This is a genomic window from Pseudomonas sp. lyk4-R2A-10 (assembly GCF_030209075.1).
GTDB classification, from domain to species: domain Bacteria; phylum Pseudomonadota; class Gammaproteobacteria; order Pseudomonadales; family Pseudomonadaceae; genus Aquipseudomonas; species Aquipseudomonas glycinae.
The window spans coordinates 279,490-301,173 of the sequence record NZ_JARVSR010000003.1 but is presented as its reverse complement, the minus strand read 5'-3'; the positions used below and the strand labels follow the sequence as shown (position 1 = coordinate 301,173).

Sequence of the window (21,684 nt, the reverse complement as noted above, 5' to 3'; positions counted from 1 at the left end):
TGGCGCCGTTTGCCCACATGCCAAAAACCAGTGCCACGCTGCTGATAATCGATGATGACGAAGTAGTGCGCGCGAGCCTCGCGGCCTATTTGGAAGACAGTGGTTTCAGCGTCTTGCAGGCCAGTAACGGCCAGCAGGGTCTTCAGGTATTCGAGCAAGACACGCCCGACTTGGTCATCTGCGATCTGCGCATGCCGCAGATGGGCGGTCTCGAACTCATCCGTCAGGTCACTGAGCGGTCACCGCAGACACCGGTGATCGTGGTCTCGGGCGCCGGCGTGATGAACGACGCGGTCGAGGCCCTGCGCCTGGGCGCGGCGGATTACCTGATCAAGCCTCTCGAAGATCTGGCCGTGCTCGAGCATTCCGTGCGCCGGGCCCTGGATCGTGCGCGCCTGCTGCTGGAAAACCAGCGCTACCGCGAGAAACTGGAAAAGGCCAACCGCGAACTCGAAGCCAGCCTGAACCTGCTCCAGGAGGACCAGAACGCCGGTCGCCAGGTGCAGATGAACATGCTGCCGGAAAGTCCGTGGGCCATCGACGAGTTCAGGTTCGCGCACCAGATCATCCCGTCGCTGTACCTGTCGGGTGATTTTGTCGACTATTTCCGTGTCGACGAGCGCCGGGTGGCGTTCTACCTGGCGGACGTTTCCGGTCATGGCGCTTCTTCAGCGTTCGTCACCGTGCTGCTGAAGTTCATGACCACGCGCTTGCTGTTCGAATCCAAGCGCAACGGCACGCTGCCGGAATTCAAGCCTTCGGAAGTCCTCGGTCATATCAACCGGGGGCTGATCAGTTGTAAGCTGGGTAAACACGTCACAATGGTCGGTGGAGTCATCGACGAGGAGACCGGTTTGTTGACCTATAGCATCGGCGGCCATCTGCCGTTGCCTGTGTTGTACACGCCTGACAGTGTTCGCTACCTCGAGGGGCGCGGTCTGCCGGTGGGGCTTTTCAACGAAGCCACCTACGAAGACCACGTGCTCGAGCTGCCACCGACGTTCAGCCTGACGCTGATGTCTGATGGCATTCTGGATCTTTTGCCAGAGCCCACACTCAAAGAGAAAGAAGCCGCTTTGCCGCAAAAGGTGAAGTCGGCGGGCGGCAGCCTGGATGGTCTGCGGCAGGTTTTTGGATTGGCCACGCTAGGGGAGATGCCGGATGATATCGCCCTGTTGGTGTTGAGCAGGAATCTTTGATGAGTACCGGTAGAATCCAGTTCGCCGAGCAGGACGGCACCTTCGTCCTGAAGTTCGTCGGTGAAGTTCGCCTGACCCTGTGTTCGGCGTTGGATGCGACTATTGAAAAAATCTTCACCGCGCTGAATTTCAACGCGATCGTGATCGATTTGACCGAAACCCGCAGCATCGACAGCACCACCCTGGGCCTGTTGGCCAAGCTGTCGATCCTGTCGCGGCAGAAGGTCGGCCTGCTGCCGACCGTGGTCACCACCCACGAGGACATCACCCGTCTGTTGCAGTCGATGGGTTTCGAGCAGGTGTTCAATATCGTCAATCATCCCGTGCCGTGCCCGGAATGCCTTGATGACCTGCCGGATCAGGATCAGTCGGAAGAGGTGGTGCGGATCAAGGTGCTCGAAGCGCACAAGATTCTCATGGGCCTGAACGACTCCAACCGCGAAGCCTTCCATGACCTGGTGAATGCCCTCGAGCGGCATTGATCGATCAATCCGCCAGGCACAAAAAAGGGCGAACCTGTGAGGGTTCGCCCTTTTTGCGTTTGTGCTCGGCCGATTACAGCTTGGCTTGCAGCAGCGCCTCGAGTTTTTCCTGGTCGCGGGCAAACTGACGGATGCCTTCGGCCAGTTTCTCGGTGGCCATCGCGTCTTCGTTGGACAACCAGCGGAATTGCGCTTCGTTGAGGCTCAGGCGCGCTTCGCCAGCATGGCCCGGAGCAAGTTTGCGTTCCAGCTTGCCGGTGTCGGCCGCCAGTTTCTCGATCAGGTCCGGGCTGATGGTCAGGCGGTCGCAGCCGGCCAGTTGCTCGATCTGACTGAGGTTGCGGAAGCTCGCACCCATGACCACGGTCTTGTAGTCATTGGCCTTGTAGTAGTTGTAGATGCGCGTCACGGACTGTACGCCCGGATCGTCGGCACCGGTGTAGTCGTTGCCGTTGGCCTTCTTGTACCAGTCGTAGATGCGACCCACGAACGGCGAGATCAGGAACACGCCGGCATCGGCGCAGGCAGCGGCCTGAGCGAAGGAGAACAGCAGGGTCAGGTTGGTCTGGATGCCTTCCTTCTCGAGGATCTCGGCGGCGCGGATGCCTTCCCAGGTCGAAGCGATTTTGATCAGCACCCGGTCACGGCCTACGCCGGCCTTGTCATACAGCTCGATCAGGCGATGGGCGCGCTTGAGCACCGCGTCCTGGTCGAACGACAGGCGCGCATCCACTTCAGTGGAAATGCGGCCCGGGATCACTTTAAGGATTTCCTGACCGACCGCGACGCCGAAACGGTCGCTGGCCAGGCCGACATCGCCCTTGCAGTCGCGCACGCTGGCGTTCAGCAGTTCGGCGTAGGCCGGAATCGCCGCTGCCTTGAGCAGCAGGGAAGGGTTGGTGGTGGCGTCGACCGGTTTGACCCGGGCAATCGCTTCGAAGTCGCCGGTGTCGGCCACGACGGTGGTGAATTGTTTGAGTTGTTCCAGCTTGGAAGTCATGAGCGTGCTCTGTCCTATGGGTCTGGTGACATTACCCGAGCGCCGACAGCCACTCAAGGGCATGTCGGCGTATCGAGCGCCCCGGTGGCAACAACCTGAAAACGGCTGTTTGAAAGGCGGGGCGCGTTATCGATCAATACGATGCCAAAAAGAACCACAGGTTCAAAGCAACCGACCCGCTGTACCGCTCAATCGGCGTTCAAATGAGTCGAGACCGCCGCCTGTGCCGGTTTCGGCTGGCCGTCGGAGGTCAGCAAGCCGAAATTCTTCTCCCGGTCGTTGCTGCCCGATTCGCTGTTCTTCCATTCATAAATCGACGTCAGCGGAATGTTGAGTTTTTTAACATCGGCGATGAACGCGGAGATTTTACTGGCTTGCCCTTCCGGCCCACCGTTTGAAGCGAGCGCCGAGATGCCCCATTCACTGATGACCCCCGGCAGACGGAAGTTTTGCTGGATGAAGGTCTGCGCGTTACTGATCTGCGTCGCGGTCATGCCGTAGGGGTGATAGGAAATGGCGTCCAGGCACTCGGGATACGTGCCGAGAATGCTGTTGAGTGCCACGGTCGGGGCGGAACCGGCCGCCGGCGGGCGGGCGAAACCGAATCCCACCAGGGGCGTCGATTGCGGCTTGCCCTGCAGCGTCTTGCACATGGCCGTCATGAACGGCACGAAGGTATTTTTGAAGTCCCCGGTGGGCCAGTAGGTGTCGAGATCCGGCTCATTCCAGATTTCGATCCCTACCAGTTGCGCGCTCCAGGTTTGCTCAAGCCCGGTTACCGCGTTGGCGAAGGCCTCGCCGGCGGTCGCCAGGTCGCCGCTCAACGGCTTGGTGGCGCGCACGGTCATCAAGACCGGCAAGCCGGCGGAGCGAGCCGCCGCAAACGCATCGCTGATCTGTTTCTGATAGGCCTTGGCGCCGAGGCTGTCGCTCCAGACGCCAAAGCGCACAAAGCTGAATCCGGCCGCTTTGATCTGCTCGGCGTCGGCCGGGTTGAAATTCTGGATCTTGACCTGTACGCCGATGGTTCTGGCGGGCAGTGACGGGAACAGCGCGCTGGCGTGAACCTGCGCGGTAGCACTGAGCATCAACAGGGCGGCGGCACCAAGATGTTTGAGATGTGCTGATTTCATGTCGGCTCTCCTGATGAGAATGACATCTAGCCAATAGTTATCTCGTTGCCTGTATTTCGATGCCGAAGAGGGCGTGAAGTGCACGAATGTTATTTTTTGTCGGAAAACGTTCGCCCGAAAATCACAGTTATTTTTAGTCCGGTAATTCTGGTTGGGAGACTTTTAGAGGCCGTGGTACTTAATGCATCGGTATTAAGGGTGAATCTATTTCCGAGTGAAGGAAGGTCTTGCGGGTTCACTCGAATTTGCAAGGCATGTTGGCCGATTGACATTACACGGGAAAGTAAACCTTGTTCAAAAAGATTCTTGTCGTTTGCGTAGGCAATATCTGCCGAAGTCCGACAGCGGAACTTCTGTTGCGCAACGCGCTGACCCCCTCGGCGATCAGCGTGACCTCCGCAGGCTTGTCTGCACGGGTTGGCGAAGGCATGGAGTCGACCGCGCGCCAGGTGCTGGAAGAACGCGGTCACAGTGCCGAAGGGTTCAAGGCGCGGCAACTGACAGCGGACATCGTCAATGAATCAGACCTGATTCTGGTGATGGAAAAACAACATGTTAATCAAGTACTGAAGATTGCCTCTCACGCCAGGGGCAAAGTGTTTCTGCTGGGCAAGTGGCAGAGCGAACGAGAAATACAGGACCCGTATCGTCAGGGGCAAGCCGCTTTTATTCATGCCCATGCATTGATTGAAGATGCTGTTAGCTCATGGGCGCAACGCCTGGCGCGTTGATGAATATTCTTCAGTTCAGTGAATGGTAAGAAAGACTTATGCAGTTACCGTCAGTAATCGGCACCCGTGAAAATGATCAAGACAGTATTGATCTTCTCGGCATCTTCGGCAGTCTGATCGATCAGAAGTGGTTGATCGGTGCGTTCACCGGCGCTTTCATGATGACCGGTGTGGCCTATGCGATTTTGGCCACGCCGGTGTATCTGGCCAATGCGTTGGTGCAGGTCGAACCGAAAAAGAACGACATGCTCGGTTTTTCCGACCTCAACAGCATGCTCGGCGGGCAATCGCCGTCGGTGACCGAAATCGGCATCATCAAATCCCGCGCGGTGATCGGCAAGACAGTCGACGACCTGCGCCTGGACATCGACGTCACCCCCAACACCTTTCCGCTGATTGGCGGCTTTCTTTCCCGGCGCTATCGCGGTGAGACCGAGCTCAGCGTCGCGCCGCCGCGCTTCGGCCTGAGCAGCTACGCCTGGGGCGGTGAACGCCTGGAGTTTGCCAAGCTCAATCTGCCCAAGGAACTGCTGGGCAAGAAACTCACCCTGATCGCCGGCGAACAACATCGCTTCCAACTGCTCGACGACAACGACAACCTGCTGGTCGACGGTGTGGCGGGCGAAGCCTTCGCCCAGGACGGCGTAGAAGGGCAGATCACGCAGCTGTTGGCCAACCCCGGGACCCGTTTCGAAGTGGTGCGCTACCCACGAATCGTGACCATTCAGGGTTATCAGGACGCGCTGGACATCTCCGAGCAAGGCAAGGAATCGGGGATCATCCGTCTGGCCCTGGCCAGCAGCGACGCCGCCGAAGCGGTGAAGATCCTCAACAAGATCGCTTCGCTGTACGTCGATCAGAACGTGCGCCGCACCTCGGCCGAAGCGGCGCAGAGCCTGGCCTTCCTGCAAAGCCAGTTGCCGCAGGTCAAACGCGATCTGGCCAAGGCCAGCGATGCGCTCAACGCCTATCAGACCCACGGCAAGACCGTGAACATCTCGCTGGAAACCCAATCGGTGCTCGGCCAGTCCGTGGCGCTCGAAACGCGGATTTCCGAGCTGAAACTGCAACAGGCGGAGATGGATCGCAAGTTCACCAAACAGCACCCGGCCTACCGCGCGCTGATGACCCAGATTGGCGAATTGACCCAGCAACAGCGCTCGCTGGAAGGCAAGGTTCAGGACCTGCCAGCCACGCAGCAGGAACTGCTCAACCTGACCCGCGATGTCGAAGTCGCCTCGCAGATCTACACCCAGTTGCTGAACAAATCCCAGGAGCTGGACATCATTCGCGCCGGTGCCGTGGGTAACGTGCGTCTGGTGGATACGGCGGACGTCGACCTGACCAGCCCGGTCAAACCGAAAAAAGCCCTGATCGTGTTGATCGCCACTTTCCTCGGCGCCTTCGTCGGCGTGGCGCTGGTGCTGTTGCGCAAATCCCTGAGCAAGGGCCTGGAAGGGCCGGAAGCCATCGAGCAGCTCGGCTTGCCGGTCTACGCGTCGATTCCCTACAGCGCCCTGCAGCAGGAAGAGGACAGCAAAAAAGTCCGGGCCAAAGTCGCGGCGGATACGCCGGCGTATCTGCTGGCCCTGCGCAACCCGACGGATCTGTCTATCGAATCGATCCGCAGCCTGCGCACCTGCCTGCACTTCGCCGCACTGGATTCGACCAACAACCGCATCATGATTTCCGGCCCGAGCCCGCAGGTCGGCAAGACCTTCGTCTCTTCCAACCTCGCAGCGGTCATGGCCCAGAGCGGGCAGCGCGTGGTGCTGATCGACGCCGACATGCGCAAGGGGCATCTGCACAAGACGCTGAACACGCCGATCACCAACGGCTTGTCCGATCTGCTGGTCAAGCGCTGCACCCTCGATCAGGCGATCAACAAAGTCGAAGTCGACAACCTGCACTTCATCAGCCGTGGCCAGGTCCCGCCCAACCCTTCCGAACTGTTGATGCACGCGAATTTCCGCGACCTGTTGGCGCAACTCAGCGAGCGCTATGACGTGGTGATCATCGACACGCCACCGCTGCTGGCGGTGACCGATGCGGCGATTGTCGGTCGCGAAGCCGGCATCAGTCTGATCGTCGCGCGGTTCGGGGTGAACCCGGCCAAGGAAATCGAAATGACGATCCGGCGTTTCGCTCAGAACGGTATCGAGTTGAAGGGCGCGGTGTTCAACGGCGTCGAGAAGCGCGCGGCCAGCTATTACGGCAATGGCAGTTATTACAACTACGAATACGCGTCCGACCAGTCCTGAATCTCAGCGACGGTCCTTACAGGCATGAAAGTGGGTGGGTTGTGAAAAAAATACTGCACGTGGCGGAAACGATCAAAGGCGGGGTGGCGACAGTCATCCGCACGATTTCGGCGGCTCCGGAAGACGGGCGCTATGAGCTGGTGTATCTGGTCCCGCTCGACCAGAAGAAAGAACTGCACGGCATCGATCCACAGCGGATCCGCACCTTCGCCCGAAGCGGGCGGAATGTGCCGTCGCTGCTGCGTTTCGCCTGGCAACTGGCGCGGGTCCTGCTCAAGGAAAAACCTGATGTGGTGCATTTGCACAGCACCTTTTCCGGGGTAATCGGCCGTTGCGTATGCGTGCTCCTGCGGCCATGGCGCAAGCCGAAAATCGTCTACTGCCCCCATGCGTTTTCGTTCCTGATGGAAAGCTCGCCGATCAAGCAGAAGGTCTATGCGGGGATCGAGCGCGTGCTGCAGAAGGTCACGGACAAGATCATCTGTGTCAGCCAATTCGAGCTGGACAAGGCCGCGAAGTTTGGCATCGAGCGCCAGCGCATGACGTTGATCTACAACGGCATCGACCACAAGGATGAAGAACGCAAAGTCGTTGATCCGGCACCGATTCATCTGCTGTTCGTCGGTCGCCTCGACTACCAGAAAGGCTTCGACGTATTGCTCAAGGCCTACAGCGAAGCACAGCGCAGCGACCTGAGACTGACGGTGGTGGGCAGCGCGGTGAACGAGGACGTCGTCGAATGTCCACCGCTGGACGGGGTGGAATACCTGCCCTGGGTGACGCCAACCGAGGTGCACGCGCTGTATCGGAAAGCCGATGCGCTGATCGTCCCGAGCCGCTGGGAAGGCTTTGCCATGGTGCCGCTGGAAGGCATGGCGCTGGGCCTGCCGGTGATCGCCAGCGACTGCACCTCGTTGCCCGAACTGGTCACCCATGGTGTGTCCGGTTACGTGTTCCCCGCCGGTGACCACCAGGCGCTGGCCGAGCGCCTGAAGAAAATCCAGAAGCCTGCGTTGTCGGCCCTCGGCATCGAAGGTCGGCGCATCGTCCGCGAGCGTTTCAGCGCCGCGTTGATGATCCGCCAGACCTACGACGTGTATTCCGCTCCCTCTTATTAAGTAGAACTCCGCTCATGAACGTAACGATTTTGCATGGCTACAGTGCCTCCAATTCCGGCGATGGTCTGCTGGTCGACCTGGCCATTGCGCTGGTGCAGCGCAACTTTGGCGAAGACACCGCGATCAGCGTCGTGGCGTCCGATCCGGACTCTTTCAAGTACCTGCCGCACCCGCGTTTCGACGCGCCGGTGATGGCGGCCAAGGGCCTGGGCCGGGTCAAGCAGGCGGTGTTCCTCAATCAGTCCTACGCGGGGCTGGCGGATCTGCTGAAGAAGACCGATCTGATCGTCGGCGTCGGTGGCGGTTACATGCGTTCGAAAAGTGCCTTCGAGCATATCAAGCTGAAACTCGGTCACGCCAAGCAACTGGAAACCGCGATCCTCAGCAAAGTGCCGTCGGTGTACCTGCCGCAAAGCATCGGGCCGTTCCACGGCGACAGCGACAAGATCGTCGGCCACTACGCCAGCGCCGATGCGGTGTTCGTGCGCGATAACCGTTCCTCGGCGCTGTTCGATGCCTGTGAAAATGTCTACCGCGCGCCGGACCTCGCAGTGCAGGCGCTGGCCGGCAAGATCCTTCAGCAACCCAAGTTCACCCGCTGCGCCTCGACGCCGGCCACGGTGTGCGTAGTGCTGCGCAAACCGCCGGCGTGGAGCAAGGAAAAGAAACTCGCCTACGTGGCCAACCTGAAGGTGCTGCTGCAGCGTTTGAAGAACAAAAGCAAAGTGGTCTGCGCCGTACAGAGCGCCGTGCGCGGTAATGATGACGGCGCGTTCTATCGCGAACTGGGCATCACCGAAGACCTGTTGCCGCTGAAGGCAACGCTGGCCAAATACCAACCGGACCTGGTGATTTCCGTACGCCTGCACGGCGCGATCGAATCGCTGCTCTCGGGCGTGCCGGCGTACCACATCAGCTACGAACGCAAAGGCTTCGGCGCCTATCAGGACATGGGCGTCGAAGACTGGGTGATCAACGGCGGCGACATCAATGTCGACACCATCATCGACACGGTTTACGCGCCGGACGCGCTGTCGAATTTCGGCAAACGCCTGACCGACACCTGCCGCGAGATCGAGGCGAAAACCGTGGCCATGGACGACATCATCAAGGGCGTCATTCGATGATATTCCGGCTGTTGCTGCGGGGCGGGGCACTGGGCGCGAAGTTCTTGCTGGTGCTCGCCATCACCCATTACCTCGGTTACGAGGCGCTGGGTTTTTACGGCGTGGTGGTTGCGGCGTCGTTGATCGCGTCGAAGTTCTACAGCGTCGGATTCAGTTCCGAGATCAATCGGCTGATCAGCGTCGGCGGCAGTTCGCGCCGTGTGGTGGACAAGGTGCTGCTGCTGTACCTGGCCGTGGGCCTGGCGTTGTCGGTGCTGACGGTGGTGATCTATTCGCTGTTCCAGTCGGTGGAGGCGACCACCGCGCTGATCGCCTGTGTGACGCTGGTGCTGCTCACCGAACACCTGTCGTTCGAGATCAACTCGTTCGTGTTTTCCGCGCAGAAAGCCACGGCGGGTGCGCTGCTGTTCTTCATCAAGACCGGGCTCTGGGCGCTGCTGGCCGTGGGCGGAATGGCGCTCGGCTGGGTGTCCGCAATCGCCAGTGTGTTGTGGCTGTGGGTCATCGCCAACGTGCTGGTGATCGTCGCCGGTTACCTGATCGTGGTGAAGGTTCATCGCGGGCGCGAAGAGGGAACGCTGGCAACGGCGGCCGTGTGGAAAGCCGGGTTGCCGTTTTACCTCGGCACTGGCCTGATCGCGCTGAGTCAGTACGCCGAGCGTTTTCTGATCATCGACCTCGAACCCTACGCCAGCCTCGGTAAATACGTGTACGCGTGGTCGGCGGCCAACACTTTGCAGGCGCTGTCCTACGCGGTGGTGGCGGTGGTCGGCATTCCGCTGCTCGCCAAGCGTTATCAGGCCGATCAGCAACCGTTCACGGTCCGGCAGTTATTCGTGAACAAATGGGTCGCGCGGTCGCTGGCGGTGTCGGCGGCGGTCGCGGTGGGCATTTATCTGTTCTTCAACGTGGTGCTCGATTACGTCGCCACCAGCGTTCCGCGTCCGGACAACGGCATCCTCGGCGTGCTGATTTTCTCCTTCGCCCTGCGTGCCATTGGCGACATCGTCTGGGGCGGGTTGATCGCCTCGAAAAACAGCCGGGTGTCCCTCGCCAGTGCGGCCATTTGTCTGTTGGTTTCAGTGCCGGTCAGTTACCTGCTGATCAAGCATTATTCGATCTACGGCGCGGCCTGGGGCAACGTGTTTGCGATCATCGTGCAGCTCGGCGTGATTGCGTTGCTGACTCGCGCCACTCGCGCGAAAAAGGCTGTCGTGTCATGGGCCTGAAACTGCCGTGCATCGAGTTTCGTGGTCGCCGTCTCGATTCGTCGCTGTCGTTCCTGATCCTGTTCACCGGGCTGTTTCTGTCGGTGGCGATGCCGCTCTTGGTGCCGCGCGATCCGGGCCCGGACGCGATGACCCTGTGGTCGTCCTATGCCCGGGCCGACAACTGTAATTTCTGGAACCCGTTCTCGCCGGATCGCTCGTCCTACGAGTGTTCGGCGTTCCTGCTGCGGCCCACCGGGATCAACCTGACCAACGCCTGGGCCTACGGGATGTTCTGCAACTTTTTCCTCACGGCGATTCCCGTGGTGGTGTTCCGGCGCATGCCGCTGACCATCTTCGGAACCCTGTGCCTGTGGGGCATTGTGCGTTCGTTTTTTCTGGAAAACCTGACCAAGGAAATCATTGTCTCGGTGGCGGTGCTGAGCATTCTGTTCAGCTCATTGACGCGCAAATATCGCGGCGGATTTTTCCTCTCGGCGGTGATCTACGGCGTGCTGATCCGGCCCTACTGGATTCTGTTTTCGCTGTCCTGGGTCGGCGTCTGCGTGATGAAAAAATACGTCTCGCGCACGACCTTCTTCCTGATGCTGTTCCTGTTCTATCTCGCGGTTGCGATGGCGATCCAGCTGGCGCTGGGCTTTCCGGTGTCGTCGATTCGCGCCAGCAACAACGAACTGCGCACGGCGGGCGAGGAGGGTTCCAAATCGCTGATCGTCTCGTGGCTCAGCGGCAGCGACTTCGTCTCGCAGGCCCTCGACTCGATGATCATTTTCTTCCGCTTGTCGTTCCCCGTAGAGCTGATCCTGCTCTCCGGGCCGGGTCAGGTGATCTTCGTCGCGTTGATGATCATGACCGCGCTGCTGCTGTTCAAAGTCATCACCTCGACCGATTACAAGGGCGCGCCGATCCAGACCAAACCCAAGGAACTGATCGCGATTCCGCTGGCGTTTTTGCTGGTTCAAGGCTTGTTCGAACCGGACTTCGGCTCGTTCGCTCGGCACTTTTCGATGGTGGTGCCGGTGCTGTTCGTGGGTCTGGGTCTGATGCTGCGGGCGAACAAGCCGGTGAAGGTTGAATCAAGAATTCTGAATTGAGGCGGGTGCTTTATGTCGAGCAAGAAAAAGTCCCTGGAGATCGAAACCCTGCGTGGCCTGGCGTGCCTGTTGCTGGTGCTCTATCACGTGATCGGGCCGTTGGGCGGTGGTTTGAAAATCGACATCGGCTCGCCGTTCCGGGTGATCGCCGATTCGATGGTGTACGTGCGCATGCCGCTGTTCACCTTTATTTCCGGCTACATCTATTCCCTCTACAAGATTCGCGGCAATGACTTTTCCGCGTTCTTCAGCGGCAAGGTGCGGCGGCTGATCGTGCCGCTGTTTTGCGTGGGCGTGCCGTTCTCGGTGTTGCAGGCGGTGGGGCCGGGCGTGAACAAGGACGTCAGCGTGATGGATGCGTTGTTATCGTTCTATGTGCCGATCAACCACTTCTGGTTCTTGCAGGCGGTGTTCATCATCTTCATGTTCGTCGGCCTGCTGGAATGGCGCGGGTTGCTGCGTACACCGACGCGCCTGTACCTGTTGTTCGCCTTCGCGGCGGCGGTGTTCCTGTTGCCTGCGTTTCCGGTGGATGCGTTCGGCATCAACGGGGCGATTTATCTGCTGCCGTTCTTCGTGGCGGGCATGATCGGCCAGGAGAAAGTCAGCGAGCTGAAGCAGACGTTCAAGGTGATCGGCCCGCTGGTGTTTGTGCTGATCTCGCTGACGCTACTGTACGTGGCGGCGGTGGACCGCGAGCTGATTGTCGACCGCCGCAGCCTGATCGGCCTGACGGTGGGCTGCGTGTCGTGCATCGCGTTGCTGTCGAGTGACATGCGCTCGAAGGCGCTGACCTGGCTTGGCGGTTACTCCTACGCGATTTTTCTGTTTCACGTATTGTTCGCCGCCACGTCGCGTTCGATCCTCGGCCGCCTGGGTGTGAAAGACGAAAGCGTGCTGGTGTTCTGCGGTTTGACGTGTGGCTTGCTCGGGCCTGTGGTGTTGTCGATGATTTTCAGTCGCTTCAACTTCACTTCAGTGTTGTTTCTCGGCGAACGTGCGGCGACGAAAAAGAAACCGGCGGCAACCATCGCTCCGGTGGCGCAGACCCGATGAAGGAAGCGATTCATGCTGGCTGTTGATGAGGTGCCGCCGGTGGCGGCGTCGGTGGTGCAGGTCGGTGACGCCCGCGAGCGGTTTGGCCAGTGGCGCGAAGGCAAGGCCGGCAAGGTGTTGTCGATCTCGGTGATCGGTGACAGCTACAGCGCCGGGCAGGATTTCTACCTGAACAAACTGGTGCAACGCGTGGCCGGGGAGGTCGGGTTTGCCGGGCCGGGGTATGTCGGGTTCAACCACGGCGCAGCGCTGGGCGGCACGCACTTCAAGTACACCCGCAGCAGCGAAAAATACTTCGGCGGTGACTGGCAGGTCTCCGGCCTCGGCCAGGCCAGCCCCGACAGCCGCACGGTGACCGGCCACCCCGGCGCCTGGCTGCAAGTCGAGGCCAGCCCGACGCCCGCCATCAATACCGCCGTGACTCAGGCGAAGCTGCTCTACCTCGGCAACGGTCAGTCCAGTGAGTTGCGTTATCGCTGGTCACCCTCCGCCGACTGGCAACCGTTGAAACTCGCGAGCGAGGGCGTACAGGAAGTCCCGCTGCCCGGTACGTCGGCCGCGACCGATTGGGCCTTCAGGCTTGAAGTGGTAAAAGGCGCGCCGACCCTGTTCGGTCTGTGGCTGAGCAACGATCAGAACGGGGTTCGGGTATCGAAACTGGCGGCGTCCGGCGCGGCGTCCGCTGATTTCTATCACGACGATGCTCGCTGGCAGGCGCAGTGGAAAGCCGTTGTATCGAAGATTCCCGCAGACATTTACCTGATCATGCTCGGTGGCAACGATCAGGGTTTCGGCGTGAAGCCCGAGCAGTATCTGCATAACGTTCAGGGGCTGGTCGGCATGCTCCGCGAGATTCAGCCGGCGGCGAGCATCAACCTGATCCTGCGTCAGGACACCACCCGCTCCAGCGCCTATCCGATGTCGGCTTATGCGCAGGTCATCGAACCCTGGGCCCGTGCGCAGCATCTGGGTTATGCCAATCTGCAATGCGCGTTTGGCACCGACGTCAAACGCTACGCCGCCGCGATGATCGGGCCGGACAAGATTCATCCGCTGCCGGCCACGGGCGGGCGGGTGATTGCCGATTACTTCTATCGTTGGGTCGTGGGCGGGCAACAAAAAGTCTCGCCACAGGACAGCTGTGGCGAGACTTCGAAGTAGCCGTCAGTTATCGAACAGATCCAGATGGCTCAGCAGCTCTGCGGTTTTCTGCGGCATCAACTGCGTCACGCAACGGGTTTCCACGTTGACGATGATCGCCGGGTCGTTGCAGCAGATCCGCACCCGAAAACGCCAGTCGCTGAAGATCATCTTCAGGCCATCGCGGTCATCGACCTCCAGCGCCTGTTCGCCGTAAATCCGTTTCAGGTGGGCGAGCAGGGGGTAGGGATCGCGCATCGGTCGGCGTATGTCCCCGGACGAGGGAAACACGCCGAGGCGGTCGACCAGCAGCAGGGTGCCCAGCCACGGGCCATTGGCGCTGGGCAATGGCTGATGGCGGGATAACCAGCTCATCACCCCGAGGTTGTCCACCTCACGTTCAATCTCTGCGGAATGTTGTGCAATGTTCATGGTTGCCTCGTTGGCTGTGCGTGCTGCGATGGATCAGTGGGGGCCGCTCAGCGGCCCTTCAGGTAAACGTTGTCGTAGCAGAAGTTGGTCGCCTGCAGGTAGCCCTCGGCGTCACCGCAGTCAAAGCGCAGGCCTTTGAATTTGTAGGCCAGCACGCAACCGTTCTGCGCCTGTTTCATCAGGGCGTCGGTGATCTGGATTTCGCCGCCCTTGCCCGGCTCGGTGTCGGCAATCAGGTCGAAGATGTCCGGCGTGAGGATGTAGCGGCCGATGATCGCCAGGTTCGACGGTGCGTCTTGCGGGGCCGGTTTTTCCACCATGTGGTTGACCCGGTAGATGCCCTCGGAAATCGCCTCGCCGGCGATCACGCCGTACTTGTGGGTCTGGTCGCGCGGGACTTCCTGGATGGCGACGATCGAGCAGCGGAATTTCTTGTAGAGCTCGATCATCTGCGTGAGCACGCCGTCGCCTTCCAGGTTCAGGCACAGGTCGTCCGCCAGCACCACGGCGAACGGCTCGTCGCCGATCAACGGGCGGCCGCTGAGAATCGCGTGGCCCAGGCCTTTCATTTCCACCTGACGGGTGTAGGAGAAGGTGCAGGTGTCGATCAGCTCGCGAGTGCCGGCCAGAAACTTCTCTTTCTCGGTGCCACGAATCTGGTGTTCGAGTTCGTAGCTGATGTCGAAGTGGTCTTCCAGTGCGCGCTTGCCCCGGCCGGTGACGATGGCCATGTGTTGCAGGCCGGCGTCCCGTGCTTCTTCAACGGCGTATTCGATCAACGGTTTGTTGACGATCGGCAGCATTTCCTTGGGCATGGCTTTGGTGGCCGGCAAGAAACGCGTGCCATAACCGGCAGCGGGGAACAAACATTTACGGATCATAAAAGTTTCCTGGTCATTCATGGCGCACTGCCATCGTTTATTGCAATAACGAAAGGTTGCAAGTTATTGAAGCTGTACTTTAATACCTGACTCGGGAGATGAGTGGCAAATAGCAATGAGTGTAAAACACGACAATGTTATGAGATGTCGGTTTTGCAGTTGTTGGTTATTTTTAGTCGGCATCCGTTGATAGTGATGAATGCGCGGGAGTGCTAATAAGTACCAGGCAATACAGTTTGGCTTGTAAAAATATTTATAGCCAGTGATTGAACTGTTTTTGTTTCTGGTTGTTGTCGCGCTGTTTGTGTGAATCAAGACACACATTAAACAAACAGCGCTTGACACGCGAGTTGGCACTTTTCCCACTATGGACCGCGCTATGAAGATTCTGGTAACGGGTGGCGCCGGCTATATCGGCTCGCACACCACACTTGCACTACTTGAAGCAGGTTATGAAGTTGTAGTTCTGGATAATCTTTGCAACAGCAGCGACGCCGCCTTGCACGCGGTGGAAGCCATTTGCGGCAAAAGTGCGCTGATGATTCGCGGGGATGTCTGTGACCGGGCCCTGCTGGACCGGATTTTCCAGCAGCACGCCATCGATGCCGTGCTGCATTTCGCCGGGCTCAAGGCTGTCGGTGAGAGCGTGCGCAAGCCGCTCGAATACTACGAAACCAACGTCAGCGGCAGCATCACGCTGTGCCAGGCGATGGCAGCGGCGGGGGTGTTCCGGCTGGTGTTCAGCTCGTCCGCCACGGTCTACGGCGAGCCGGCGCAGATGCCAATCCGCGAGGACTTCCCGACCGGCACTCCGACCAATCCCTACGGCCAGTCCAAGCTGATCGTCGAGAACGTGCTGCGCGACCTGTGCCAGTCCGAACCGCGCTGGAGCATCGCGCTGCTGCGCTACTTCAACCCGATCGGCGCGCATCACAGCGGCCAGATGGGCGAAGACCCCAACGGCATTCCGAACAATCTGGTGCCTTACATCAGCCAGGTGGCGGTCGGCAGCCTCAAGGAGTTGTCGATCTTCGGCGACGATTACCCGACGGTCGACGGCACCGGCGTACGTGATTACATCCACGTCGTCGACCTGGCGGACGGGCACCTGAAAGCCCTGCAAGCCATCGCCGACCGTACCGGCATTCATACCTGGAACCTCGGCACCGGCGACGGCTACAGCGTGTTGCAGGTACTGCGGGCTTTCGAACAGGCCTGTGGGCAGCCGGTGCCTTACCGGGTGATGCCACGGCGTTCCGGGGATATTGCCGAGAGCTGGGCCGACGCCTCCAAGGCGGCGAAGGAGCTCGGCTGGAAAGCCACGCGCAACTTGCAGGACATGGTCACCGACACCTGGCGCTGGCAATCGAATCATCCCCGGGGTTATCAGGGATGATGGCGTTTTAGTGCAATGTTAGTTTCAGTCAGGTTGTTAGATATCGTCGGGAAATTAGACTGGCAATGCCTTTTGCAAGTCCGTAGATATAAACCTGCCGTTCGACTTTTATCAGTTGCGTAAGACTGTGAAAGAACAACGGATCTTGCTCGCGCTTTTTGCGACTTGAACTCTACCACCTCTAACCAACACCCGATGTTCAGGTGCGATGTTAGAAAGGAGTTGATATGAAGAAAGTGATGGCGATCGCCCTGTTGACGATGTTGAGCAACTGGGCCTCCGCAGCTGAAGCGCCGCTTACAGCAGTGACCAATGTATCTGGCAGTGTCGCGGCTTCTACAGCGCCTGCTGCCAGTACTGCCATGGTCGCCAGTGCTGTCGCGGCGTCCAACAGTGGTGGAAGTGCCAACGGCGGTACAACGGGTACCACCGGTACCACGGGTACAACCGGCACGCACAACTAACTGAAGTATCTGTTGGTGCAGTACAGGGTCGCCCGACGAAAGTCGGGTGACTTTGTTTTTGGATTCGCCCTTGAATAGCGTAGTGCCATTATGACCCGTCGTTTTTCTCTTTTATTGTTGGCAAGTATCGCTTTGCAAGGTTGCATGTTCTCCCCCGGCCAGTACCTGAGCACCAGTAGCATCACGCGCCAGGGCGCCAGCGAAAGCAGCCGGGTCGAGCTCATTCCGATCACCCCCAAGCTCATCGCCATGAACCGCGCCACGTACAAGCGTGAGTCGGTGCCGGCGGAGTTGTTGGCGACCCCGGCCGAATACCGCATCGGCAGCAACGATGTGCTGTACATCACGGTCTGGGATCATCCCGAGCTGACCGCCCCTTCGGGTGCGCAGCAGCAGATCGACGCCAACGGTCGTCTGGTGCGTTCCGACGGCACCTTGTACTACCCGTACATCAAGGAAGTCCAGGCCGCCGGCAAAACCATCCAGCAACTGCGCTCGGACATCGAGCAACGCCTCTCGGCGTTCATTGCCGAGCCACAAGTGGATGTCGCGGTGCTGCGTTTCGCCAGCCAGAAAGTCGTGGTCTCGGGCGCCGTCACCAAGGCCGGCCCCCAGGCGATTTCGACCAACCCGCTGAGCGTGGTCGAAGCCCTCGGCTCGGCCGGTGTCGATACCAACAATGCCGACTTGTCCGGGCTGATGCTGACGCGCAACGGGCGGGTCTATCCGCTCAATCTCGATGCGCTCAATCAGCAGGATTCCGAATTGCAGAACGTCTACCTCAAGGGAGGCGATCAGCTGTATCTGCCGTACAACGACAACAAGCGCATCTACGTGATGGGCGAGGTCAACCAGCCCCGTGCGCTGAGCTTCAAGACTGCCACCATGAACCTGTCCGACGTACTCGGCTCGGTCGGCGGCTTGAGCCAGACCACCTCCAACGGCAACGCCGTGTACGTGATTCGCGGGGTGGAAAACCTCGATGTCGAGCCGGCGAAAATCTACCAGCTGGAAGCCGAATCGCCGACCGCCATGGCGCTCGCTTCGCACTTCGAAGTGCGGCCCCAGGACGTGGTCTACGTCGGGCCTGCCAACGTGACTCGCTGGAATCGCCTGATCAGCCAGTTGGTGCCGTCGGCATCGATTGTCGGGACGGGGGCTTCCGCTGCGAAGAACTGGAGCGAATACAGTAACAACAGCAAATAAGGCCGCCGACTGTGAAAACGTTGAAAGTGGGCGTGTGCCTGATGGCGGCCGTGTTGCTCAGTGGCTGCAATCCGCTGATGAGCGCTTCGTTGAACAACCTCAAATCCGCCGTCATCGGGCCGGATGAACTGGACGTGTCGGCGGAGCAGGTCGCGGGGGTCAAGTATCCCCAACTCAAACTGACCACGCCGTCCGGCTCCGGGGTGTTGGCGCTGGTGCGCGAGCGCGAGGACCTGCAGTTCTGGGTCGCCTCCGGCAAGCAGGTGCTGCTGATGCGCGACGGCCTGGCCATGCGCACTGTGGGCCTCGGCGTGGAGGGCGATCTGGACGGCACGCGTCTGTCCGATGACTCGCCGTTCAAACAGGGCCTGCATCGCATCACCGACGGCTACACCAGCCGCCGCTGGATCGACCTCTACAAGGGCCAGGAAGTCGGGATCATCGTCAACAGCCGCTTCTCCCGAAAGTCCCTGGAAACCCTCGACATTCTCGACAAGGAATACTCCGTGCTGCGCGTCGATGAGCAGATTGACGCGCCGGCCATCGGTCTGCGCGCGACCAACCGTTACTGGGTCGATCCGGTGGACGGTTTCATTGTGCAGAGTGAACAGCAACTGACCTCGCAGTTGCGGGTCAGGATCGTGCAACTGACCCCTGACCGCAGGCATGTCCCGTGAAGCGGCTCAGAGCGCTCTCGGCGTGCCTGATGTTGCTTGCCGGTGCCAGCGAGGCAGCGGTCATCGTCAGTGGTGATGTTGCCAACCCAGGCCCGATCGAATTGCCGGCGGGCGGGCGTTTGCGCGATGTGATCGGCGAGGCCGTGCCGAATGCCGAAGGCTACTGGCTGGCGGGTGTGCTGTTGCGTCAGTCGCTGCTGGAAGAACAGACGCGGCTCAAGGTCGGCGTGCTGTTCGATCTGGATGTGCTGCAGCGCATGGCCATGCTGTTCGACAAGCCTAGTCGGGCGGCGCTGGCCCAGCGCCTGGCCGAGCAGGTCCGGCAGATGCCGGTGACCGGGCGGCAGATCGCCGATCTCGATCCGGTGGCGGTGGAAGTCGGCTTTGCCCGCAACATCCGTCTCGACGATGGTGATCAACTGATCTACCCGAAACGGGTCGACGAAGTCGAAGTGCTGGGCGCGGTCGCCGAGCCGTGCCGCCTGCCTTATCAGCCGTTGCAGGAGGCCCGCGAATACCTGCAGGGCTGCACGTTGCTGGAGGCCGACGCCGATGCCGATTATCTGTGGCTGATCCAGCCCAACGGCGAATCGCGGCGGGTCGGCATCGCCCACTGGAACCGCGAGAGCGGGCAGATGCCCGTGGCCGGCAGCAAGATTCTGGTGCCGGTGAAAAACGATGATCTGGATCCGCCTGTCCCTGAACTGAATCAGCAGTTGGCCGAATTGATTGCCACGCAGTTGGCTGAGGTGGTTCGTTGAATTTGCGTTTTGCAGCTGTGTTGTTATTGCCGTGTGGCCTGGTGCATGCCGAGCCACGGATTACCCAGAATGACTTCGGCGGCGTCGGTCTGTTGCAGACCCCGACCGCGCGCATGTCGCCCGCCGGTGAGTTGAGCGTCAACGCCAACCGCACCGAACCGTACAGCCGATACAGCGTTTCGTTGCAGCCGCTCGACTGGCTGGAAGGTTCGTTTCGCTACACCGCCATCACCAACCGTCCGTACGGTTCCGAAGCGCTGAGCGGCAGCCAGAGCTATAAGGACAAGGCGGTCGACGCCAAGGTCCGGCTGTGGCAGGAAAGCCACTGGGCGCCGGAAGTGGCGCTGGGCTTTCGAGACATCGGCGGTACCGGTTTGTTTGCCAGTGAATTCTTCGTGGCCAACAAGCGTTATGACAACTTTGATTTCAGTGCCGGCATCGCCTGGGGTTACATCGGTAATCGCGGCGATGTCGACAACCCGTTGGGTTCGATCAGTGACCGCTTCAACACTCGCCCTGACCTGGAAGGCACCGGTGACGTCAACGCCGGGTCGTACTTTCGCGGCAAGCCGTCGTTTTTCGGCGGCGTGAGTTACCAGACGCCCTGGGACCGCCTCAGCCTGAAACTCGAATACGAAGGCAACGACTACAAGCACGAGCCCAAGGACAATATCATCAAGCAGGACTCGCCGATCAACCTCGGTGCGGTGTTCAAGGTGACCGATTCCGTCGATCTGAGCGCAGCCTGGGAGCGCGGCAACACGGCGATGTTCGGCATCACGTTCCACACCAATTTCGTCAGCCGCAAGGCCCCGGCCAAGACCTTCGACCCACCGGCCGAACCGCTGCCGGCCAAGGCGCCAACCGCGACCATGGAAGAGGTCAACTGGGCCGACGTATCGCGCCGTTTGCAGCAGAACGCCGGCTACAAGGTCGAGCGCATCACTCAGCGCGATTCCGAACTGATCGTGTACGGCGAGCAGCAGCGCTACTTCCATTCGCCCAAGGCCGTCGGCCGCGCGAGCCGGATTCTCGACAACAGCGTCAACGACGACATCGACTGGTTCACCGTGGTCAACAAGCGCTACGACCTGCCGCTGGAAGAAACCAGCGTGCCCCGGCAGACCTTCCGCGAAGTGATCAACAACGAGGAGCCGTTGGAGTCGCTGCACCGCACCACCGAGATCAACCCGGCAATGCCGCGCAACGAGGAAACCCTCTACACCGAAGCGCCGCAGCACTTCAATTACGGCGTCGGCCTGGGCTTCAAACAGAACGTCGGCGGCCCCGATGGCTTGCTCTATCAGTTCACGGCGGATCTGGACGCCGAGTACCGCTTCAACCGCAACACCTGGTGGAACGGTCTGCTGAGTCAGAACCTGATCAACAACTTCGACAAGTTCACCTACGACGCGCCCAGCGGCCTGCCGCGTGTGCGCACCGACTTGCGTCAGTACCTGACCACGTCGGACACCACCATGCCGCTGTTCCAGGTCAGTCATGCCGAGCAACTGGACAAGGATTTGTACGGCATGGTCTACGGCGGTTATCTGGAGTCGATGTTCGCCGGGGTCGGGGGCGAGGTGCTGTTTCGTCCGACCGGCAAGCGCTGGTCGATTGGTGCGGACCTGAACTACGTGCGTCAGCGTGAATTCGACCAGGGTTTCGGCCTGCAGGATTACTCGGTCTGGACCGGTCACATCACCGGCTACACCGACCTGCCGTTCGACACGCTGGCCGCGGTCAGCGTCGGCCGTTACTTGGCGGGCGACTTTGGCGGCACGGTGGATATCTCTCGCGAGTTCTTCAACGGCGTACGCTTTGGCGCCTGGGCGACCATCACCACCGCCGGCAGCGCCGAGTATGGCGAGGGTAGTTTCGACAAGGGGCTGTACCTGTCGATTCCGTTCGACGAAATGATGAGCATGTCGACCATGCGCCGCGCCAACCTGGTGTGGGCACCGCTGACCCGTGACGGTGGCGCGCGGCTCAACCGCAGCTTCCAGCTGCATTCGATGACGGACAGTCGGGAAGGGGACATGTTTTACCGCAACTTCGGGAAGATTACCGAGTAGGTTCGGGGGAAGGGCAGTTAAAGCGGGAGCCTGATGGCTCCCGTTTTGGTTTGTGGTGAAGGGTGATCTTGATGCAGCCGTGATTGCTGTGGGAGTCGGTGTGTTCCAGGTTCAAACCTGATGTTGAATGATCCGGCGCCTTCGCGGGCAAGCCCGCTCCCACAAGTTTCGAGGAGTGGCGAAGATTACGGCATCACCTAAAAACCTGTGGGAGCGGGCTTG

20 protein-coding genes are annotated in these 21,684 nt (G+C 60.1%); 16 read left to right on the top strand and 4 right to left on the bottom strand.

The features are described from left to right. Positions 1-17: 17 nt before the first annotated feature. Together rssB and rssC are read left to right on the top strand one after the other, a co-directional pair. Positions 18-1,199 carry a two-component system response regulator RssB gene (gene rssB, locus QRN46_RS07325; RefSeq protein ID WP_041475374.1) on the top strand — a complete coding sequence of 394 codons (1,182 nt, stop codon included), beginning with the start codon at positions 18-20 and terminating at the stop codon, positions 1,197-1,199. Beyond that, on the top strand, positions 1,199-1,681 hold the full coding sequence (gene rssC / locus QRN46_RS07320) for an anti-sigma factor antagonist RssC (RefSeq protein ID WP_003226553.1): 483 nt from the start codon (positions 1,199-1,201) through the stop codon (positions 1,679-1,681). The genes rssB and rssC overlap by 1 nt, the downstream gene beginning before the upstream one ends. A gap of 73 nt (positions 1,682-1,754) precedes the next feature. Here the strand turns inward: rssC and tal are convergent, their stop codons facing one another. Then, on the bottom strand, positions 1,755-2,681 hold the full coding sequence (tal, locus tag QRN46_RS07315) for a transaldolase (RefSeq protein WP_011335172.1): 927 nt from the start codon (positions 2,679-2,681) through the stop codon (positions 1,755-1,757). A 188-nt stretch (positions 2,682-2,869) separates the two neighbouring features. Then, entirely contained in the window at positions 2,870-3,814 is a 945-nt protein-coding gene (locus tag QRN46_RS07310; protein ID WP_285354459.1) for a glycosyl hydrolase family 5, read from the bottom strand. Between the two features lie 290 nt (positions 3,815-4,104). On the opposite strand from QRN46_RS07310, the gene QRN46_RS07305 reads away from it, so the two are divergent. The 8 genes from QRN46_RS07305 to QRN46_RS07270 are packed head-to-tail and all read left to right on the top strand — an operon-like array spanning position 4,105 to position 13,591. After that, the gene (locus tag QRN46_RS07305; protein WP_011335170.1) at positions 4,105-4,545 is read left to right on the top strand and encodes a low molecular weight protein-tyrosine-phosphatase; all 441 of its coding nucleotides are present in this window, start codon (positions 4,105-4,107) and stop codon (positions 4,543-4,545) included. Between the two features lie 38 nt (positions 4,546-4,583). After that, a complete protein-coding gene (locus QRN46_RS07300) occupies positions 4,584-6,806 on the top strand; it encodes a polysaccharide biosynthesis tyrosine autokinase (protein WP_221614309.1) in 2,223 nt (740 codons plus the stop codon). Between the two features lie 41 nt (positions 6,807-6,847). Next, a complete protein-coding gene (locus tag QRN46_RS07295) occupies positions 6,848-7,924 on the top strand; it encodes a glycosyltransferase (RefSeq protein ID WP_285354458.1) in 1,077 nt (358 codons plus the stop codon). A gap of 14 nt (positions 7,925-7,938) precedes the next feature. Further along, entirely contained in the window at positions 7,939-9,051 is a 1,113-nt protein-coding gene (locus QRN46_RS07290) for a polysaccharide pyruvyl transferase family protein (RefSeq protein WP_039772772.1), read from the top strand. Beyond that, positions 9,048-10,280, top strand: coding sequence for an MATE family efflux transporter (locus QRN46_RS07285; RefSeq protein WP_285354457.1), 1,233 nt, complete (start codon positions 9,048-9,050; stop codon positions 10,278-10,280). Before QRN46_RS07290 ends, QRN46_RS07285 begins: the two co-directional genes overlap by 4 nt. After that, the gene (locus QRN46_RS07280) at positions 10,271-11,374 is read left to right on the top strand and encodes a hypothetical protein (protein ID WP_011335164.1); all 1,104 of its coding nucleotides are present in this window, start codon (positions 10,271-10,273) and stop codon (positions 11,372-11,374) included. The genes QRN46_RS07285 and QRN46_RS07280 overlap by 10 nt, the downstream gene beginning before the upstream one ends. A gap of 12 nt (positions 11,375-11,386) precedes the next feature. Beyond that, positions 11,387-12,430, top strand: a complete 1,044-nt coding sequence (locus QRN46_RS07275) for an acyltransferase family protein (protein ID WP_285354456.1) — start codon at positions 11,387-11,389, stop codon at positions 12,428-12,430. Positions 12,431-12,442: 12 nt separating this feature from the next. After that, on the top strand, positions 12,443-13,591 hold the full coding sequence (locus QRN46_RS07270) for an SGNH/GDSL hydrolase family protein (RefSeq protein WP_285354455.1): 1,149 nt from the start codon (positions 12,443-12,445) through the stop codon (positions 13,589-13,591). Between the two features lie 3 nt (positions 13,592-13,594). Here QRN46_RS07270 and QRN46_RS07265 read toward each other — a convergent pair whose 3' ends face one another. Together QRN46_RS07265 and galU are read right to left on the bottom strand one after the other, a co-directional pair. After that, positions 13,595-14,002 carry a phosphohexomutase domain-containing protein gene (locus QRN46_RS07265; protein ID WP_039772767.1) on the bottom strand — a complete coding sequence of 136 codons (408 nt, stop codon included), beginning with the start codon at positions 14,000-14,002 and terminating at the stop codon, positions 13,595-13,597. Between the two features lie 47 nt (positions 14,003-14,049). Then, on the bottom strand, positions 14,050-14,883 hold the full coding sequence (galU, locus tag QRN46_RS07260) for a UTP--glucose-1-phosphate uridylyltransferase GalU (RefSeq protein WP_007951629.1): 834 nt from the start codon (positions 14,881-14,883) through the stop codon (positions 14,050-14,052). Positions 14,884-15,262: 379 nt separating this feature from the next. Here galU and galE point away from each other — a divergent pair, with 379 nt between their 5' ends. The 6 genes from galE to QRN46_RS07230 all read left to right on the top strand — a co-directional run bounded on the left by galE (position 15,263) and on the right by QRN46_RS07230 (position 21,462). Then, positions 15,263-16,279, top strand: a complete 1,017-nt coding sequence (galE, locus tag QRN46_RS07255) for a UDP-glucose 4-epimerase GalE (RefSeq protein ID WP_041475373.1) — start codon at positions 15,263-15,265, stop codon at positions 16,277-16,279. Between the two features lie 227 nt (positions 16,280-16,506). After that, entirely contained in the window at positions 16,507-16,743 is a 237-nt protein-coding gene (locus QRN46_RS07250; protein WP_003226528.1) for a hypothetical protein, read from the top strand. 90 nt (positions 16,744-16,833) lie between these two features. Then, positions 16,834-17,949 carry a polysaccharide biosynthesis/export family protein gene (locus QRN46_RS07245; protein ID WP_172829496.1) on the top strand — a complete coding sequence of 372 codons (1,116 nt, stop codon included), beginning with the start codon at positions 16,834-16,836 and terminating at the stop codon, positions 17,947-17,949. Positions 17,950-17,960: 11 nt separating this feature from the next. After that, positions 17,961-18,626 carry a YjbF family lipoprotein gene (locus QRN46_RS07240; RefSeq protein WP_080770671.1) on the top strand — a complete coding sequence of 222 codons (666 nt, stop codon included), beginning with the start codon at positions 17,961-17,963 and terminating at the stop codon, positions 18,624-18,626. After that, the gene (locus tag QRN46_RS07235) at positions 18,623-19,387 is read left to right on the top strand and encodes a capsule biosynthesis GfcC family protein (protein ID WP_041475371.1); all 765 of its coding nucleotides are present in this window, start codon (positions 18,623-18,625) and stop codon (positions 19,385-19,387) included. Before QRN46_RS07240 ends, QRN46_RS07235 begins: the two co-directional genes overlap by 4 nt. Then, positions 19,384-21,462, top strand: coding sequence for a YjbH domain-containing protein (locus QRN46_RS07230; RefSeq protein ID WP_201820429.1), 2,079 nt, complete (start codon positions 19,384-19,386; stop codon positions 21,460-21,462). The genes QRN46_RS07235 and QRN46_RS07230 overlap by 4 nt, the downstream gene beginning before the upstream one ends. Positions 21,463-21,684: the final 222 nt, after the last annotated feature.

Bases quoted from the DNA above. Each gene is read 5' to 3' on its own strand.
- QRN46_RS07270 (WP_285354455.1), top strand. From the start codon at position 12,443: ATGCTGGCTGTTGATGAGGTGCCGCCGGTGGCGGCGTCGGTGGTGCAG.
- QRN46_RS07245 (WP_172829496.1), top strand. From the start codon at position 16,834: ATGACCCGTCGTTTTTCTCTTTTATTGTTGGCAAGTATCGCTTTGCAA.
- QRN46_RS07250 (WP_003226528.1), top strand. From the start codon at position 16,507: ATGAAGAAAGTGATGGCGATCGCCCTGTTGACGATGTTGAGCAACTGG.
- QRN46_RS07285 (WP_285354457.1), top strand. From the start codon at position 9,048: ATGATATTCCGGCTGTTGCTGCGGGGCGGGGCACTGGGCGCGAAGTTC.
- rssC (WP_003226553.1), top strand. From the start codon at position 1,199: ATGAGTACCGGTAGAATCCAGTTCGCCGAGCAGGACGGCACCTTCGTC.
- QRN46_RS07280 (WP_011335164.1), top strand. From the start codon at position 10,271: ATGGGCCTGAAACTGCCGTGCATCGAGTTTCGTGGTCGCCGTCTCGAT.
- QRN46_RS07300 (WP_221614309.1), top strand. From the start codon at position 4,584: ATGCAGTTACCGTCAGTAATCGGCACCCGTGAAAATGATCAAGACAGT.
- QRN46_RS07265 (WP_039772767.1), bottom strand. From the start codon at position 14,002: ATGAACATTGCACAACATTCCGCAGAGATTGAACGTGAGGTGGACAAC.
- rssB (WP_041475374.1), top strand. From the start codon at position 18: ATGCCAAAAACCAGTGCCACGCTGCTGATAATCGATGATGACGAAGTA.
- galE (WP_041475373.1), top strand. From the start codon at position 15,263: ATGAAGATTCTGGTAACGGGTGGCGCCGGCTATATCGGCTCGCACACC.
- galU (WP_007951629.1), bottom strand. From the start codon at position 14,883: ATGATCCGTAAATGTTTGTTCCCCGCTGCCGGTTATGGCACGCGTTTC.
- QRN46_RS07275 (WP_285354456.1), top strand. From the start codon at position 11,387: ATGTCGAGCAAGAAAAAGTCCCTGGAGATCGAAACCCTGCGTGGCCTG.
- tal (WP_011335172.1), bottom strand. From the start codon at position 2,681: ATGACTTCCAAGCTGGAACAACTCAAACAATTCACCACCGTCGTGGCC.
- QRN46_RS07290 (WP_039772772.1), top strand. From the start codon at position 7,939: ATGAACGTAACGATTTTGCATGGCTACAGTGCCTCCAATTCCGGCGAT.
- QRN46_RS07310 (WP_285354459.1), bottom strand. From the start codon at position 3,814: ATGAAATCAGCACATCTCAAACATCTTGGTGCCGCCGCCCTGTTGATG.